Raw genomic sequence first — 14,860 nt, 5'->3', positions numbered from 1 at the left:
GCTCAGGCCAGCATCAGTTCCTGCAGCAAATCCTGGCCGAAGCGCCAATGCCCAAGGCGCGCGGCGCTGCCCAGGTGTCCATGCGCGCCGGCGTCCACCAAGGGACAGCCCCAGGCTTGCGCCATCGCCTCGGCCTCGGCCATGTCGCAGAACAAGTCGTCGCGGCTGGCCACCAGCAAGGCCGGCGCCGGCAAGCGCAGCGTCGGCGCGTTGAAGCCGGCGAAAGCGGGCAAGGGCGCGTCCTCCGGCAGTTCGCCGCTGGCGCGCGCCCGCGCCTCGCTGATGGGCAAGGCCGGCGGCGCCACCAGCAGCAGCCCTTGCAGCCGCTTCTGTTCGCGCAAGGACAAGGTCCGCAGCCAGGCCGCAGCCGCATGGCAGCCCAGACTGTGCGCCGCCAGCATCCAGCGGCCCGGCACCTGCTCCAGCGTGCGCCGGATGCCGTCCACCCAGGCCTCGCACTCCGGGTACAGCCAATCGTCCTGCTCCACCCGGCGCGCCAAGGGGTAGCAGCGCTCCCAACTGGTCTGCCAATGCTCAGCGCCGGAATTGCCCCAGCCCGGCACCGTGATCAAGGTGACGTCGTCCTCGTCCAACATCACAGGCTCCGTTCGTAATCGACGATCAGCGGCGCATGGTCGGAAAACTTCTCGTCCTTGTATACCGAGGCCTTGCGCGCCAGCTCCATCAGCGACGGGGTCACGATGTGATAATCGATGCGCCAGCCCACGTCCTTGGCGTAAGCCTGGCCGCGGTTGCTCCACCAGGTGTAGCCCGGCGTGTCCGGGTACAGGCGGCGCCAGGCGTCGCACCAACCCACGCGGCTCAGCAAGTCCGTCATCCAGGCGCGCTCTTCCGGCAGGAAACCGGAGTTCTTCAGATTGCCCTTCCAGTTCTTCAGATCGATCTCGTTGTGGGCGATATTCCAGTCGCCGCAGATCACGATGTCGCGGCCGGCCGCGCGCAGCGTTTCCAGATGCGGCATGAACACGTCGAGAAAATCGAATTTCACTTGCTGGCGTTCATCGCTGCTGGAGCCCGACGGCAGATACAGCGAAATCACGCTGAGATTGCCGAAATCCAGTTGCAAAAAGCGGCCTTCGGCGTCGATCCAGTCGACGCCCAGCCCCTCCACCACCGCATCCGGTTGATGACGGGTATACAGGCCTACGCCGCTGTAGCCCTTTTTTTCCGCGTAATGGAAATAGCCGGTCATCCCGTCCGGCTGGCGCATGCGCTCGGACAGGTCGCCGGCCTGGGCCTTCAGTTCCTGCACGCAGACGAAGTCGGCGTCTATGCCGGCCAACCAGTCGAAAAAGCCTTTTTTATCGGCGGAGCGGATGCCGTTCAGATTGGCGGAAACGATTCGAAGCAAAGGACTCTCCCGTGATATGCTTGCCGGCAATTTTTTCAGCCGTTCAAACAGTTAACAGTTAATAAGGAGTAATGATGAGCGATTTCCGTCAGGATTTTATTCGTTTTGCGCTCGACAAGCAGGTTTTGAAGTTTGGCGAGTTCATCACCAAGGCCGGCCGCAAGTCTCCCTACTTCTTCAACGCCGGCCTGTTCAACGACGGTCTGTCCACTTTGCACTTGTCGCGCTTCTACGCCAAGTCGATACTGGAAAGCGGCGTGCAATTCGACATGTTGTTCGGCCCGGCCTATAAAGGCATCATCCTGGCCGCCGGCGCCTGCATGGCGATGGCGGAACAGGGTCGCAACGTGCCCTTCGCCTACAACCGCAAGGAAGCCAAGGACCACGGCGAAGGCGGCACCCTGGTGGGCGCCCCGCTGCAAGGCAAGGTCCTGATCATCGACGATGTGATCTCCGCCGGCACCTCGGTGCGCGAATCGGTGCAGCTGATCCGCGCCGCCGGCGCCGAACCGGCCGGGGTGGCCATCGCGCTGGACCGCATGGAACGCGGCAGCGGCGAATTGTCGGCGGTGCAGGAAGTGGCCCAGCAACATGGCCTGCCGGTCATCGCCATCGCCACGCTGAAAGATTTGCTCGGCTTCCTGGAACACAGCCCGGAACTGGCGGCGCACCTGGACGCGGTGCGCGCCTACCGGGCGCAATACGGAGTCAACGACTGATGAAACCGCTTGCCGGACTCGCGCTGCTGATACTGGGAACCGCCGTCTACGCCGGCGGCCTCTACAAGTGGGTGGACGAATCCGGCAAGGTGCATTACAGCGACTCCCCGCCGCTGCAAAGCCAGCAGCAGGGCGTCGCCGAGCTGTCCAAGCAGGGCGCCGTCACCAAACCGGCGGAAAGCCCCGCCGCCCGCCAGGCGCGCGAAGCCGCCGAGGCCGCGCAAAAACAACGCGACGCCCTGCAATTGGAAAACACCCGCCGCGACAACGCGCTGGTGGAAAGCTACGCCAACCTGCAGCAACTGCAGGCCGAGCGCGCCAAACAGCAGGCCGTGCTACAAAGCGCGCTGGACGCGCTGCAACAGCGCTCTCGCGGCCTGACGCTGCAAATTCAAGGCATTCAGCAAGACATTGCGCAAAGCCGGCGCAACAAACAAGCCCCTCCGCAAAACAGTCAGCGCAATCTGAACGTGCTGCAGGCGGAGCAAGCCGAACTGGCCAGGCAAATCGCCGCCAAGCAGCAGGAGCTGGCCGCCTTCCGCCAAAAGACTCAGAACGACCTCAACCGCTACCGGCAATTGCGCGGCGGCTAACTACTGCCCGCCGTCCTTGCGCTGCCAAGCCTCGTTCAAGGCCTTGGTGGCCGCCTCGCTGGTCTGCGCCGCCGCGGCCTGAGCCGACTTGGCCGCCTCCAGTTCCGCCGTGGCGCCGCTCAAGCCCGCCTGAGCCTCGCTCAGTCGCTGCTCCGCCTTGAGCTTGTCGGACTCGGCCTGCGTCAAACGCGCGTCCGCCTTCTGCTGCGCGCCTCGCACTTGCTGGTAGTACATCTGCGCCGCCAGCAACTGTTCGTCCGCCGTCTGCGCCACAGCCAAGGCAGGCAAGGCCAGGGCGGCCAAGGCCGCGACGATTCCGTTTACCCTCATCACACAGCTCCCGTTTTCGGTATCGATGCGCAAGCTTAACGCGGCGGCGGGGTTTTGGCTAAATCCGGCTGGGGCGCCGCGGCCGTCCCGGCCGGTTCGATCGCCTGCGAAGGCCGCGACAGCAAGTACAGCAAGACGCTCAATTCGATCGCCCCCACCAGCCACGGCACCCAGTGCGGAGGCCGCGCCAGCAACAAGGCGGCGAAACCCGCGCCCATGCCCATGGCGGCGAAGCACTTGGCCTTGACCGGCACCACGCGGTGCTCGCGCCAGCGGCGCAGGCCCGGCCCGTAACGCGGATGCGCGAGCAGCCGCTGCTCCAGCCGCGGAGAGGACTTGCTGAAGCAAGCCAAGGCCAAAATCAGAAAAATCGTGGTCGGCATCACCGGCAGCAAGGCGCCGATGACGCCCAAGGCCAGCATCGCCACGCCGGCGCACAGGTATAGCCAGCGCACCGCGGGGTGCCGCAAACGCTGACTCAAGCGTACACCTGGTCCAGATGGCTGTTCATGCAGGCGAAAGCGGCCACCGCGCCGGCGGTGACGCGTTGCTCGGCCGCCTCGTCCAGCTGCAGACCGTCCAGCGCCGCGGTGAACGCGCGCCAGTGGCGGGCGCGGCCGTCCGGGTGGCCGGCCAGATGGCGAGCGCCGCAATGCTCGTCCAGGCCCAGTTTGCCGGCCAGCTTGTACAGAATGGCCGCGCCCAGTTTGGAACCTTCCACCACGTAGAGCCAACCCATCGCGCTGGCCACATCCAGCGTGCTGCTGATCGGCGCTTCGCGCAATTCCGGCAGCGGGCGGTCCAGATCCCGCAGATCGGCGGCGATGCTGTCGTAACGGCGGCGCTCGGCCAGGTCCGGGAACAGGCGGGCCAGCTCGGGATTGTCATACAGCGCGTCGGCGTCGCGCAGGAAGCGGTATTGCGCCAGCAGGAAGCGCGCGTAGTTTTCACGGGTGGCGAACGGCTGATTCGCCATGATGCGCTGGTCCAGCGCGTCGTGGGTTTCGTGGGTGCGGGCCTTCAAGTCCTGAGTGCGGGTTTTCTCGACAACGGTAGTCATGCTCTGTGTTTCCTGTTTGATGCGATCCCGGCGCCTGCGCGCGGCGGCGCGGACGTCGGGAAGAGGCGAATAACTCGCCATTATAATGCGAATGATTCTTACAATCATTATCAAATTTACCACGACAAAGACATGTCCGCGAGAAAGACCCGGGAAAACCGGCAAACGCTAAAGCAGAGGGAAACACGGGAAGCGAGAGAAAACAAAAAGGCCAGTTCTCGCGAACTGGCCTGATTGCTATATATTTGGTGGGTCGTGCGGGATTCGAACCTGCGACCAACGGATTAAAAGTCCGCTGCTCTACCAGCTGAGCTAACGACCCGATCCTGGGCGCTAAGAGTTTGTCGTGGTGGGTCGTGCGGGATTCGAACCTGCGACCAACGGATTAAAAGTCCGCTGCTCTACCAGCTGAGCTAACGACCCCCAAACAAAACTCTTGGCAATTTCCGGTATCGGAAACTGGTGGGTCGTGCGGGATTCGAACCTGCGACCAACGGATTAAAAGTCCGCTGCTCTACCAGCTGAGCTAACGACCCAAGAGAGAGCGCAACTATAATGAAACAGTTCAGGGTCGTCAACGGGTTTTTGCATTTTTTTTCATGACAATGACAGCGGCACGGACGGAAAAGCCCGCTTGAAACGGGAACCGAAGCGCCGCGATATCATCTAAGCCCGAACGATAATTCCAGACCGGCCTTGAAAGCCGCCAAGCCATACCCATGTGTACAACAAGGGATCAGGTTTACGCGTCCGCCGCCTGATCGCGAAACCCACTTACCGGATTCAGTTGCCCATGCGCACCTTCCTCATCCTGCTGTTGCTGTACCCCTTCGCTGAAATCGCCGCCCTGGTGGCGCTGGCGGACCACTTCGGCGGGCTCGCCGTCTTCGTTTTCGTCGTGCTGTCTTCGCTGCTGGGCTTGTGGATGTTGCGCAACCAGCAGATCGGCGCCTTGTTCACCCTGGGCAGCGTGATGCGCCAGGGCGACCGCGTATCGCTGTATTCCTTGCTCTGGCCGCTGCGTTATTTGCTGGCCGGCGTGCTGTTCCTGATACCAGGCGTCATCAGCGACCTGGCCGCCGTACTATTGCTGCTGCCTTTCAAAGGCCCCAGCATTGCCGTCAACGCTCGCGCGGCGACCGGACCCGGACCCGCCGCCGACCCCGACATCATCGATGGAGAATATACCCGGGTGGACAAAACCACGCCGCCCGACCGGCGCCTTCACTGAAAGTCCAGCCGCCGCAGCGCGTCTTCCTCGGTGATCTCGCACTGAAGCAAGACCACCTTGTGCCGGCTCTTGTCGCCGGACAGCAGTTGAACGTCGCGCTTGGCCACGGCGAAGCGCTGCGCCAGCCAGGCCAACAGCGCGGCATTGGCCTTGCCGTCCACCGGCGGCGCCGCCAAACGTATTTTCAGGCAGTCGCCGTGTTCGCCCGCCGCCTCGGTTTTCCTGGCGCCGGGCTGCACATGCAGCGTCAGACGGACAGCGCCGTTGCGGCAGTCCAGCCAAGGTTTCATGATTTTTTCCCGCAAAACGGGAGAGTGTAGTCCAAAAGCCGCCGCGCCGGCGTCAGCCGACGGGAGGCTTCCGCTCTCCCTTCACTTATGAGGATATCGCGATGGATATTGGAATCAACGAACAAGACCGCCAGGAAATCGCTCATGGCTTGTCCCGCCTGCTGGCCGACACCTACACCCTGTATCTGAAAACCCACAACTTCCACTGGAACGTCACCGGGCCGATGTTCAACACCCTGCACCTGATGTTCGAAACCCAGTACAACGAACTGGCGCTGGCGGTGGACGCCGTGGCTGAACGCATCCGCGCGCTGGGCCACCACGCGCCGGGCAGCTATGCCGACTACGCCAAGCTGACCGCGATCCAGGAAGCCGCCGGCGCCCCGCCCAAGGCCGAGGAGATGATCCGCCAGCTGGTGGACGGCCATGAAACCGTATGTCGCACCGCGCGCAGCATTTTCGCCGTGGTGGAACGCGCCGCCGACGAGCCCAGCGCCGACCTGCTGACCCAGCGCCTGCAAGTTCACGAGAAAACCGCCTGGATGCTGCGCAGCCTGCTGGAAAAATAATACGCCCGCACGCTTGATGCATCGCCACGCCGCGCTCAGCGCGGCGTTTTTACTGGCCGCCGTGCTACACTTTCAGCTGCGCCCGGTTCCGCCTGCGGCGAACTCCGCTTACCCGGTGAAAGCCAACACAACAGCCACCCATGTCCACTAGTCCGCTCTCGCCCTCGACTTCCAGCGCCACCATGCTGCCGCTGGGCTTGACGCTGCTCGCTTCGCTGCTGGTCCATGCGCTGTTGTTCAGCCTGGAGATTCGTCCACGCTCCAGCCCGCCCGCGCCCGTCTCCGCCCAGATCATCAATGTGCAGTTGAACCAGACGCCCAGCCGCCAGACGCCCAAAACCCGCCGGCTGGCGGAGCAGAACAATCTGGGGGCCGGCAATAGCGCTCAGACCGACAAGCTGGCCAGCCATCGCGCGAAGCCGGTCGCCGCGCCGGCGGAGCCCGGCACGCCCGAACCCGCCGACGCATCGCCGCGGCAACAAACCATGGCCCGGCCCCCTGACGCCGGCAAAAAACCGGCGCTGCCGGCCGCGCAGTCCGGCACGGTCGGACATGTCAGCGCCGGCAGCCTGCTGGCCCAGGTCGGCGACTTGAGCCGGCAGTTGGGCGACAGCGGCCTGACCGACAAGGAGCAGGAAAGCGGCGGCAAACAGGGCAAGCTGGCCGAAAGCGCCCGCGGCTACCCCTGGGCCCGTTACCAGGAAGACTGGCGGCTGAAAGTGGAGCGCATCGGCAACCTCAACTACCCGGAAGCCGCCCGCCGCCAGAACATTCACGGCGCCGTGACGCTGGAAGTGCTGATTGCAGCCGACGGCGGCCTGCGCGACGTGCGCGTGCTGCGCAGCTCCGGCTTCGACGTGCTGGACGAAGCCGCGCGCCGCATCGTGGAACTGGCCGCGCCCTACGCGCCGTTCCCGGCCTCGCTCGCGGAGCAATCCAGCTCGCAACGCATCCGCCAGAAATTCGTTTTCACTCGCGACAATCAACTGTCCAGTCGCTGACACATCATCAAGGAATCTCCATGTACGAAGTCAATCGCAGCATCGCCCTGATCCGCCCCCTCGCCCCCTTCCACGCCTGGCTGCAATCCTTGCCCGGCGGCTTGGACGAGGAAATCTCGCTGCAGCACCTGGGCCAGGACTGCAACGCGCTGCTGATTCCGGCGGCGGAAGATTACGCCGACGCCCAAGCCTTTGTTTTCGAGCGTTACCAGCAATTATTCGCAGCCGAGCTGTCCGACTGGTGCGACGACGACAGCCTGTGGCCGGAAGAGCTGTCGCTGGAACTGTTCCAGCAATGGTTCTCGCTGGAAATCCATTCCATCGTCACCGATCTGGTGGACGAGGCGCTGGAGCGCGAGGCCTTCGTGCCGCTGGAACTGGGCGAATAACATGGGCGCCGCGGCGTCGCCGTCCATGGCGGCGCAGCGCGCCATCACGAGCAAAGGGGAAAACACCATCATGCAGCACAATACCAAGATCAAAGTGCGCGGCTATCATCTGGACCTGTACGGCCATGTCAACAACGCCCGCTATCTGGAGTTTCTGGAGGAGGCGCGCTGGAACTACTTCGAGAGCCGCGGCGACCTGCCTTGGTTCCTGCAGTCCGGCCTGGCGCTGGTGGTCGTCAACATCAATATCGATTACCGCTACCCGGCCACCATGGGCGACGAGCTGCAAATCGACACCGGCGTCAAATCGATAGGCACCCGCAGCGCGGTGATGCATCAACGCGTCACCCTGGTCGGCAGCGGCAAGCTGGTGGCCGAAGCCGACGTCACTTTCGCGGTGTTTGACGCCAAACAAGGCAAGGCGGTGGCGCTGGACGGCAAGCTGAAGGAACTACTGGAACAAATGCTGGCCGAACAGGCTTGATCGCCATGGCATGAACCGTCCGGGCCGCGCCCGGACCTTACCGCAGGATAAGGAAATGAAGAAAGGTCTGCTCGCGCTGCTGGGCATCGCGCTGGTCGCCGTCGTCGCCTATATGACGCTGTTCGCCGGCTCGCCGGCGCCCCAGGTCAACTACACCTCGCTCAGCGGCCAGACCGCCAGCACCGAATCGCTGAAGGGCAAGGTGGTGCTGGTCAATTTCTGGGCCACCAGCTGCCCGGGCTGCGTTGAGGAAATGCCGGAAATCAAGAAAATGCATCAGGAGTTCGCCGGCAAGGGCTATGAAACCATCGCGGTGGCGCTGAGCTACGATCCGCCCAATTACGTGAAGAGCTTCGTGGACAAATACCAGCTGCCCTTCTTTGTCGCGCTGGACGGCAATGGCGAGATCGCCAAGGCCTTCGGCGACATCCAATTGGCGCCGACCACCTTCCTGATCGACAAACAGGGCAAGATCATCAAGCGCTACGTCGGCGTGATGGACTTCAAGGAAGTACGCAAGCTGGTGCAGCAGCATCTGTGATGCCCGCTCGCCCCGGAAAAACCAACGCCCCGGTCAAACGGGGCGTTTTTCATCGCGCGGCGCACACCGCGCAAGCGGGATCCCGCGGCACCTTGATCTGGCGGAACTCTCCGCTCAGCCCGTCGTACAGGGTCAGCCGGCCCAAACGCGGCGCGATGCCGGCCAAGAGCTTGACCGCCTCCACCGCCTGCAAGCTGCCTATCACCCCCACCAGCGGCGACAGCACGCCGAAAGTCGCGCACGGCCCGTCGCCGGCCTCGCCCTCGTCCGGAAACAGACAGTGATAGCAGGGAGACGCCGCGTCGCGCGGATCGAACACCGCCAGCTGGCCGGCGAAACGCACCGCGGCGCCGGACACCAGCGGCGTGCCGGCGACGACGCAGGCGCGGTTCACCGCGTGACGGGTGGCGAAATTGTCGCTGCAGTCCAGCACCAGATCGTGGCCGGCGGCCAATTCCTCCAGGGCCGCCTGGTCCAGCCGCCGCGCCAGCGGCCGCGCGTCCACCTCCGGGTTGATGCGGCGCATTCTCTCGACGGCGGACTCGGCCTTCAAACGCCCCAGGCTATCGCTGTCGTGAACGATCTGACGCTGCAGATTGGACAGCTCCACCACATCGTCGTCGGCGATGCTGATCCGCCCCACGCCGGCGCTGGCCAGGTACAGCGCCACCGGCGAGCCCAATCCGCCGGCGCCGACGATCAGCGCACGCGCCCGGTTTAGCCGCTGTTGGCCGGCAATGTCGATTTCCGGCAGCAGAATGTGCCGGCTGTAGCGCAATAGCGCCTCGTCGTTGAGTTCAATCATGATTGCTAGCCTAATCCGAACGCCGCCGCCGCGCCATCGCCCAAAGCATAAGGCCAGCCGTATCCGGGCTGGCCTTATGCTCAAAGTCTGCTGCGCTTCAGCTATACGGCGTTGAAAATACCTTCAGAATGCTCATGTACCGTATGTACATTCCGCTTCTTCAGTCATTTTCGCCTTGTCTCGCTCTTGCTCGCGAGACTTTGAACGGTTCTAACGGAAACGCGGGCTTATTCTTCCACCGTCTTGCGGGCGAACTTGATGCCCAGCTGCTTGAGCTTGCGGTACAGATGGGTGCGCTCCAGGCCCACCTTCTGCGCCACCCGGCTCATATTCCCGTTCTCCAGCGAGATATGGTACTCGAAGTAACGACGCTCCAGCTGTTCACGCAACTCGCGCAAGGGCATGTTGAAGTCGAAACCGGACTCCTCCACCGGCTTCTCATGGCGGAACTGCGCCAGCACTTTGTTGACCTCGCCGGCGTCCACCTCGTCCGACTCCGAGGTCAGCGCCAGGCTCTTGATGATGCTGCGCAGCTGCTCCAGGTTGCCAGGCCAGTCGTACTGACGCAGCGCATTGAGCGCGGCGGTGGTCAGCTTGCGGGCCGGCACCTGCTTGGACTCCACCAGCTCGGTCAGGATCTGCTCGGCGATGAAGATGATGTCTTCGGAATGCTCGCGCAGCGGCGGAATCGGCACGATCACGCTGGACAAGGCCGTCAGCAGGCGGTTGTCGCACTCGGGATCCACCAGCAGTTCCTGCAACGGGCGGCTGCAGGAACACAGCAGCCGCACATTGAAGCGGTCCAGCTTGGACAGCAGGAACAGCAGCCCTTGTTGCACGCGGCGGCCGTACTGGCCGATCTCCGGCAGGAACAAGACGCCATTATTGGCTTTTTGCAGCAGCTCCAGCGGGGCGTCCGCCAATTGCTCCTGCTTGGCCGGCGTCACCCACGGGGTGTTGCCCTGATGGAAGAAGCGCGCCACCAGTTCGAAGCCGGAACCCGGTTCGCCGGTCAGCAGCACCGGCGACTTGACCTTGGCCACGCGTTCCAGCTGCCGCTTCAGCTCCTGGATCGGCTCGCTGCGGCCGAGCTTGTCCAGATTGAGCGAGGTGTTGGCCTGCATATCGCCGTATTTCAGCGCCCGCTGCACCGTGGTCAGCAGCTTTTGCAGCGCGATCGGCTTCTCCAGGAAGTCGAAAGCGCCGATGCGAGTCGCCTCTACCGCGGTGTCTATGCTGGCGTGACCGGACATCATCACCACCGGCATGTTCAGCTGACCGGACTTGGCCCATTCCTTGAGCAAAGTCACGCCGTCGCAATCCGGCATCCAAATGTCCAGCAACACCAACGCCGGACGCGTCTGGTTGCGCAACTGTCTGGCTACCTCGGCGTTTTCCGCCAGCGCGACGGTGTACCCCTCATCCTGCAGTATCTCGGAGAGCAATTCACGGATACCGATCTCGTCGTCAACAATCAAAATATCGCTGCTACGCATTAGGCCTCCAGCAATGGCAGGGAGAGAAGGATGCGCGCGCCATTCGGTTCGAGATTACCCACTTTGATCTGCCCGTGATGGTCTTCAAGAATCTTCTTGACCACCGCCAGGCCAAGACCGGTACCTTTGGTCTTGCTGGTCACATAGGGTTCGAACACGCGTTGCAGGATCTCCGGAGCAAAGCCCGGACCGTTATCCTCCACGCAAACGAGCGCATAGCCTTCTTCTTTTCGGCTGCTAATTTGAATCATCGGGATGTCAACGTCAAGGACCGCATCTTGCGCGTTCTGAATCAGGTTATGTAAAACCTGCCGCAACAATGCCGCATCCGCCATGATCATCAACGGCCTTTCATCAAGCGCCATCTTAACAGCAGAGTTGGATTCGTAAAGAGCCATCACCTCCCGCACCACTTGATTCAGGTCCAATTCGGTCAACTTGGTGCGCGGCGCGCGCGCGTAATCGCGGAAAGCGTCCACCATGGCCTTGAGCGCGCCCACCTGCTTGATGATAGTGTCGGTGGAGCGTCGCAGCATGTCGGCGTCGGCGCCGGCCAGCTTGTCCTGCAGCTTCATCGCCAGCCGTTCCGCCGATAGCTGGATGGGCGTCAACGGGTTGCGGATCTCATGCGCCAGCCGCTTGGCCACCTCGCCCCAGGCCGCGTCGCGCTGGGCGCGCGCCAGTTCGGTGATATCGTCGAACACCACCACATAGCCCACCGCAGACGCCTCCGGCAGATGGGCGCCGCGCACCAGCAAGGTGCGCTCGCCCTGCACCGTCAAATAGTTCAGCTGGGTTTTCCAGTCGCTGTCGCTGTTCTTGGACGCGTACTCCAGCACGCACTCCACCAGCGGCGCCACCGCCGGAATCGAGGTGGCCCAGTGCGGGAAATCCTGATCCGACACCTCGGCGAAATCCACGCCCAGAATGCGCGAGGCGCTGGTATTGGCGGCGCGCAGCTGCCAATCGGCGCCGAAGGCGATCACCCCGGCGCTCAGGTTGGCCAGAATGCTTTCCAGGTAAAGTTTGCTGCTTTCCAGTTCGCTGCGGCTGAGGTCCGCGGCGTGGCGCGCGTCCTCAAGCTGCTGCGTCATCCGGTTGAACAAGGTGGTCAGCATTCCCAGCTCGTCGCGCCGGTATACCGGGTGGCGCTTGGAAAAGTCGCCCTGCGCCACGGCCCGGGTGCCGGCGGCCAGCTCGGACAAGGGCGCCGACAGGCGCTCTGACAGGAATAAGGCGAAGGCCAGCGCCGCGGTCAACGCCAGCAGCGCGGACAGCGCCAGCGTCAGCATGTAGAAGGTGGTCAGGCCCTCGCGGCCCAAGAGCAGCTGGCGGTACTCCGCGCGCGCGGTCTCGATCTGCTCCGCGTCCTGGGCGATACGGCCGGGAGCGGATTGCAGGGCCTGCAACACGCGTTGCTGGCTGTCCAGATTGCGGTAAATCAGCAGCGATTTCAGCACCAGGCCGCTGCCGCCGTCGTTCTCGAAGCTGTCCAGCGTCTGGCGCGGTTTGAGCTTGCCTATGCTCTCGCGCGACAGCGGAGGAGGCACTCGCTCGCTGAGTCCGCCGGCGAAGGCCAGCAGCTGACCGCTGCGGCTATAGACAGCAAGCTCGCGCAATCCCAGTTGCTCGCGCAAGCGCTCCAGCCGCGCCGGCAGCAGGCCTTCCGGCAAGGACTCGATATCGTCCTGCACCGAACGCGTGCGGCGCCCCAGGTCTTCCTGCACGTACTGCAGCGAGTTGCGCGCCAAGCCCAGGCTGCGGTCCAGCGCCGACTCGACGCGGACGTCGAACCAGCTTTCGATGCTGCGGGTCAGGAACTGGGCGGAAACGGTGAACACCAGGATGCCCGGCACCAGGGCCACCACCGCGAACATCATCACCAGCTTCTGAGTCAGCTTGGCGCCGAACACCCGTTGCCGCACCCGCTGACGCAGGCGCAGCAGCTGCCGTGCCACCACGCCCAGCAGCGTGGCGAGCAGGAGGCCGTTCAGGCCGAACACCCACCAGTAGTATTCGTTGAGTTTGGATGCGTTGCCGGTGGCCAAGGCCAGCAGATAAAGCAGGATGGCGCCCAGCGTCGCCAGCGCAATCACCGCGTAACGCATCAGCCGCCGTCCTTCACGTCCAGCTTGACCCAGTCGGACGACAGCGACCAGTCCGACGAGCCCAGCGCGTTCAATTGAAAGGGCTTGGGCAGTTCGCCGATGTCCAGCAACAGCCGCACCTGGCCGGCCACGCGCCCCGAGGCGCGCGGGTCCAGGGTGCCGGAATTGAGCACGCGCCAGCCCTGGATAGCGCCCACTGCGCCCAGCGCTTCGCGCAAGGTGGGGTAGTAGTTGGAGAGATTGCCGATGGTGACGCGGTAGCGATTGGTCAAGGACTGATAGGACAGCTTGAAGCCCAACTGGGCGTGCGGATCGAACCACTCGCTGAAATTCAGATAGTAAGCGGTCAAACGCGGCTTGGTCAGCTGGAACTCCAGCCGGAACGGCAGCACCACGCCCTGTTCCAGCGCGTCGCTGAGACTGGGCGTCAAGCGCGTCTGAAACCGGGTGCTGACGGACAACTGGCCGTCCGCCGTCACCTCGGCCTCAGCCCGACGCGAGCTGATGGTTTCGGCCTGCGCCGCCATGGCGAGACCGGCCAGCAAGCACAGCAGCAGGCTAACGTTTTTCAAGCAACGCGTAATAAAAGCCGTCATGACGCTCACAAGGAAGCAACTGCTCCTGTCTCAGGCACGCGGCATCCGCATGGCGATTCAGAAAGGAGTCTAGCTGTTGCTGATTCTCTTCGGGGAAAATGGAGCACGTAGCGTAAAGCATTTTGCCGCCCGAGGCGAGCAAAGGCCACAGCGCGTCGGCCATGGCGGCCTGTTGCACGCCCAACGCGGCGAAATCGCCGGGGCGGCGCAGCCACTTGATGTCCGGATGGCGACGCACCACGCCGCTGGCGGAACAGGGCACGTCGGCGAGGATGCGGTCGAAGGGCCGGCCGTCCCACCAGCCATCCGGCTGGCCGGCGTCGGCCGCATGCAGCCGCGCGGTCGCGCCGATGCGCTCCAGATTGTCGGCCACGCGCTGCAGCCGTTGTTCGTCGATGTCCAGCGCGGTCACTTCGACATCGGCGCTCTCCAGAATATGGCCGGTCTTGCCGCCGGGGGCCGCGCAAGCGTCCAGCACCCTTTGGCCGGCGCGCAGGTCCAGCCAGTGCGCGGCCTGCTGCGCGCCCCAATCCTGCACCGAGACTTCGCCGTCGGCGAAGCCCGGCAAGTCTCGCACATTGACCGGCCGCGTCAGCGTGATCGAGCCGCCGTCCAAAGCCTCGCCGTCCAGCCCGGCGGCTCGCAGCCGTTCCAGATAGGCCGCGGCGTCGCCATGGCGGCGATTGACGCGCAAAGTCATCGGCGGATGGCCGTTGTCGGCGTCCAGCACGGCTTGCCAGGCGTCCGGATAGGCGCGCTGCAAGCCCTTGATCCACCATAGCGGGTGGTTGAAGCTGGCCTCGATGTCCTTTTCCGCCGCGCGTTCCAAGGCGGCGCGCTGGCGCAGGAAGTTGCGCAGCACCCCGTTGACCAGACCCTTGAAATTGCCCTTGGCCAGCCGGCTGGCCAGGGTCACCGCCTCGTTCACCACCGCGTACTCGGCGGCGCGGGTGTGCGAGAGCTGATAGAAGGCCACGATCAGCACCCGCTCCAGCACCGGCTCGGGCAAGGGCTTGGCCACCAGTTGGCGCAGGTAGAAACGCAGCCGCGCCAAGTGGCGCAGGCTGCCGTAGGCCAGATCCTGCAAAGCGCCGCGCTCGGACGGCGTCAACTCCGGCGCCTTGCGTTGAGCCTCGGCCAAGGCCTCGGTCAGATTGGTTCCGGATTCGACGCGCAACAGAATATTGGCGGCCAATTGCTGAATATGATGCATGGGTGCTTTCTATCAAACCATAACAAACAGGCCAATGCCTTCCGGCATTGGCCTTGCGCGATC

Annotated in this window: 19 protein-coding genes and 3 tRNA genes; 8 read left to right on the top strand and 14 right to left on the bottom strand. The window is 63.8% G+C overall.

Annotation, left to right across the window (positions count from 1 at the left end):
* Positions 1 to 2 precede the first annotated feature (2 nt).
* Together AB1Z25_RS01030 and AB1Z25_RS01025 are read right to left on the bottom strand one after the other, a co-directional pair.
* Positions 3 to 596 (bottom strand): RBBP9/YdeN family alpha/beta hydrolase, encoded by a 594-nt coding sequence (locus AB1Z25_RS01030; protein ID WP_235084872.1) that lies wholly within the window; start codon positions 594 to 596, stop codon positions 3 to 5.
* A complete protein-coding gene (locus AB1Z25_RS01025) occupies positions 596 to 1,372 on the bottom strand; it encodes an exodeoxyribonuclease III (protein ID WP_235084874.1) in 777 nt (258 codons plus the stop codon). Before AB1Z25_RS01025 ends, AB1Z25_RS01030 begins: the two co-directional genes overlap by 1 nt.
* A gap of 74 nt (positions 1,373 to 1,446) precedes the next feature.
* On the opposite strand from AB1Z25_RS01025, the gene pyrE reads away from it, so the two are divergent.
* Together pyrE and AB1Z25_RS01015 are read left to right on the top strand one after the other, a co-directional pair.
* Positions 1,447 to 2,091, top strand: a complete 645-nt coding sequence (pyrE, locus tag AB1Z25_RS01020) for an orotate phosphoribosyltransferase (RefSeq protein ID WP_235084877.1) — start codon at positions 1,447 to 1,449, stop codon at positions 2,089 to 2,091.
* On the top strand, positions 2,091 to 2,684 hold the full coding sequence (locus AB1Z25_RS01015; RefSeq protein WP_486636412.1) for a DUF4124 domain-containing protein: 594 nt from the start codon (positions 2,091 to 2,093) through the stop codon (positions 2,682 to 2,684). The genes pyrE and AB1Z25_RS01015 overlap by 1 nt, the downstream gene beginning before the upstream one ends.
* Here the strand turns inward: AB1Z25_RS01015 and AB1Z25_RS01010 are convergent, their stop codons facing one another.
* From AB1Z25_RS01010 to AB1Z25_RS00985, 6 genes are all read right to left on the bottom strand, one after another.
* The gene (locus tag AB1Z25_RS01010; RefSeq protein ID WP_227106531.1) at positions 2,685 to 3,014 is read right to left on the bottom strand and encodes a hypothetical protein; all 330 of its coding nucleotides are present in this window, start codon (positions 3,012 to 3,014) and stop codon (positions 2,685 to 2,687) included.
* Positions 3,015 to 3,049: 35 nt separating this feature from the next.
* Positions 3,050 to 3,496, bottom strand: coding sequence for a YbaN family protein (locus tag AB1Z25_RS01005; protein WP_199225783.1), 447 nt, complete (start codon positions 3,494 to 3,496; stop codon positions 3,050 to 3,052).
* A complete protein-coding gene (locus AB1Z25_RS01000) occupies positions 3,493 to 4,074 on the bottom strand; it encodes a biliverdin-producing heme oxygenase (RefSeq protein ID WP_227106529.1) in 582 nt (193 codons plus the stop codon). Before AB1Z25_RS01000 ends, AB1Z25_RS01005 begins: the two co-directional genes overlap by 4 nt.
* Positions 4,075 to 4,320: 246 nt before the next feature.
* Positions 4,321 to 4,396: transfer RNA gene (locus AB1Z25_RS00995), tRNA-Lys, on the bottom strand.
* Positions 4,397 to 4,421: 25 nt separating this feature from the next.
* A tRNA-Lys gene (locus AB1Z25_RS00990) sits at positions 4,422 to 4,497 on the bottom strand.
* Between the two features lie 37 nt (positions 4,498 to 4,534).
* Positions 4,535 to 4,610 (bottom strand) — tRNA-Lys (locus AB1Z25_RS00985).
* Positions 4,611 to 4,867: 257 nt separating this feature from the next.
* Here AB1Z25_RS00985 and AB1Z25_RS00980 point away from each other — a divergent pair.
* Complete coding sequence (locus AB1Z25_RS00980) at positions 4,868 to 5,305, top strand: FxsA family protein (RefSeq protein WP_474455458.1); 438 nt, start codon at positions 4,868 to 4,870, stop codon at positions 5,303 to 5,305.
* Here the strand turns inward: AB1Z25_RS00980 and AB1Z25_RS00975 are convergent.
* Complete coding sequence (locus AB1Z25_RS00975) at positions 5,299 to 5,595, bottom strand: DUF167 domain-containing protein (RefSeq protein WP_107797880.1); 297 nt, start codon at positions 5,593 to 5,595, stop codon at positions 5,299 to 5,301. The genes AB1Z25_RS00980 and AB1Z25_RS00975 overlap by 7 nt on opposite strands.
* Before the next feature lie 101 nt (positions 5,596 to 5,696).
* On the opposite strand from AB1Z25_RS00975, the gene AB1Z25_RS00970 reads away from it, so the two are divergent.
* From AB1Z25_RS00970 to AB1Z25_RS00950, 5 genes are all read left to right on the top strand, one after another.
* On the top strand, positions 5,697 to 6,164 hold the full coding sequence (locus tag AB1Z25_RS00970; RefSeq protein WP_107797879.1) for a Dps family protein: 468 nt from the start codon (positions 5,697 to 5,699) through the stop codon (positions 6,162 to 6,164).
* Positions 6,165 to 6,304: 140 nt separating this feature from the next.
* Positions 6,305 to 7,165 carry an energy transducer TonB gene (locus AB1Z25_RS00965; protein WP_486636411.1) on the top strand — a complete coding sequence of 287 codons (861 nt, stop codon included), beginning with the start codon at positions 6,305 to 6,307 and terminating at the stop codon, positions 7,163 to 7,165.
* Positions 7,166 to 7,185: 20 nt separating this feature from the next.
* On the top strand, positions 7,186 to 7,554 hold the full coding sequence (locus tag AB1Z25_RS00960) for a VacJ (RefSeq protein WP_107797877.1): 369 nt from the start codon (positions 7,186 to 7,188) through the stop codon (positions 7,552 to 7,554).
* A 70-nt stretch (positions 7,555 to 7,624) separates the two neighbouring features.
* Entirely contained in the window at positions 7,625 to 8,038 is a 414-nt protein-coding gene (locus tag AB1Z25_RS00955; RefSeq protein ID WP_107801583.1) for an acyl-CoA thioesterase, read from the top strand.
* 55 nt (positions 8,039 to 8,093) lie between these two features.
* Positions 8,094 to 8,579 carry a TlpA disulfide reductase family protein gene (locus AB1Z25_RS00950; RefSeq protein WP_107797876.1) on the top strand — a complete coding sequence of 162 codons (486 nt, stop codon included), beginning with the start codon at positions 8,094 to 8,096 and terminating at the stop codon, positions 8,577 to 8,579.
* Positions 8,580 to 8,628: 49 nt separating this feature from the next.
* On the opposite strand, the gene AB1Z25_RS00945 is transcribed toward AB1Z25_RS00950, so the two are convergent.
* From AB1Z25_RS00945 to rsmB, 5 genes are all read right to left on the bottom strand, one after another.
* On the bottom strand, positions 8,629 to 9,384 hold the full coding sequence (locus tag AB1Z25_RS00945; protein ID WP_486636410.1) for a HesA/MoeB/ThiF family protein: 756 nt from the start codon (positions 9,382 to 9,384) through the stop codon (positions 8,629 to 8,631).
* Positions 9,385 to 9,611: 227 nt separating this feature from the next.
* Positions 9,612 to 10,880: a sigma-54-dependent transcriptional regulator gene (locus tag AB1Z25_RS00940; protein WP_019100015.1), complete on the bottom strand. Its 1,269-nt coding sequence runs from the start codon at positions 10,878 to 10,880 to the stop codon at positions 9,612 to 9,614.
* Positions 10,880 to 12,988, bottom strand: coding sequence for a sensor histidine kinase (locus AB1Z25_RS00935; protein WP_107797874.1), 2,109 nt, complete (start codon positions 12,986 to 12,988; stop codon positions 10,880 to 10,882). Before AB1Z25_RS00935 ends, AB1Z25_RS00940 begins: the two co-directional genes overlap by 1 nt.
* Positions 12,988 to 13,560 carry a DUF4390 domain-containing protein gene (locus AB1Z25_RS00930; protein ID WP_233246632.1) on the bottom strand — a complete coding sequence of 191 codons (573 nt, stop codon included), beginning with the start codon at positions 13,558 to 13,560 and terminating at the stop codon, positions 12,988 to 12,990. The genes AB1Z25_RS00935 and AB1Z25_RS00930 overlap by 1 nt, the downstream gene beginning before the upstream one ends.
* Complete coding sequence (gene rsmB, locus AB1Z25_RS00925; RefSeq protein WP_486636409.1) at positions 13,547 to 14,797, bottom strand: 16S rRNA (cytosine(967)-C(5))-methyltransferase RsmB; 1,251 nt, start codon at positions 14,795 to 14,797, stop codon at positions 13,547 to 13,549. The genes AB1Z25_RS00930 and rsmB overlap by 14 nt, the downstream gene beginning before the upstream one ends.
* Between the last annotated feature and the right edge of the window lie 63 nt (positions 14,798 to 14,860).

It is taken from the genome of Chromobacterium sp. HL1 (assembly GCF_057418835.1).
Note: the sequence above shows the minus strand (reverse complement) of the source record. Positions and strands in the feature narration are given on the sequence as shown.

Coding starts and splice junctions, on each gene's coding strand:
- AB1Z25_RS00945 (WP_486636410.1), bottom strand. CDS start 9,384: ATGATTGAACTCAACGACGAGGCGCTATTGCGCTACAGCCGGCACATT.
- rsmB (WP_486636409.1), bottom strand. CDS start 14,797: ATGCATCATATTCAGCAATTGGCCGCCAATATTCTGTTGCGCGTCGAA.
- AB1Z25_RS01000 (WP_227106529.1), bottom strand. CDS start 4,074: ATGACTACCGTTGTCGAGAAAACCCGCACTCAGGACTTGAAGGCCCGC.
- AB1Z25_RS00950 (WP_107797876.1), top strand. CDS start 8,094: ATGAAGAAAGGTCTGCTCGCGCTGCTGGGCATCGCGCTGGTCGCCGTC.
- AB1Z25_RS00970 (WP_107797879.1), top strand. CDS start 5,697: ATGGATATTGGAATCAACGAACAAGACCGCCAGGAAATCGCTCATGGC.
- AB1Z25_RS00980 (WP_474455458.1), top strand. CDS start 4,868: ATGCGCACCTTCCTCATCCTGCTGTTGCTGTACCCCTTCGCTGAAATC.
- AB1Z25_RS00975 (WP_107797880.1), bottom strand. CDS start 5,595: ATGAAACCTTGGCTGGACTGCCGCAACGGCGCTGTCCGTCTGACGCTG.
- AB1Z25_RS01010 (WP_227106531.1), bottom strand. CDS start 3,014: ATGAGGGTAAACGGAATCGTCGCGGCCTTGGCCGCCCTGGCCTTGCCT.
- AB1Z25_RS00960 (WP_107797877.1), top strand. CDS start 7,186: ATGTACGAAGTCAATCGCAGCATCGCCCTGATCCGCCCCCTCGCCCCC.
- AB1Z25_RS00935 (WP_107797874.1), bottom strand. CDS start 12,988: ATGCGTTACGCGGTGATTGCGCTGGCGACGCTGGGCGCCATCCTGCTT.
- AB1Z25_RS00965 (WP_486636411.1), top strand. CDS start 6,305: ATGTCCACTAGTCCGCTCTCGCCCTCGACTTCCAGCGCCACCATGCTG.
- pyrE (WP_235084877.1), top strand. CDS start 1,447: ATGAGCGATTTCCGTCAGGATTTTATTCGTTTTGCGCTCGACAAGCAG.
- AB1Z25_RS00940 (WP_019100015.1), bottom strand. CDS start 10,880: ATGCGTAGCAGCGATATTTTGATTGTTGACGACGAGATCGGTATCCGT.
- AB1Z25_RS00955 (WP_107801583.1), top strand. CDS start 7,625: ATGCAGCACAATACCAAGATCAAAGTGCGCGGCTATCATCTGGACCTG.
- AB1Z25_RS01015 (WP_486636412.1), top strand. CDS start 2,091: ATGAAACCGCTTGCCGGACTCGCGCTGCTGATACTGGGAACCGCCGTC.
- AB1Z25_RS01030 (WP_235084872.1), bottom strand. CDS start 596: ATGTTGGACGAGGACGACGTCACCTTGATCACGGTGCCGGGCTGGGGC.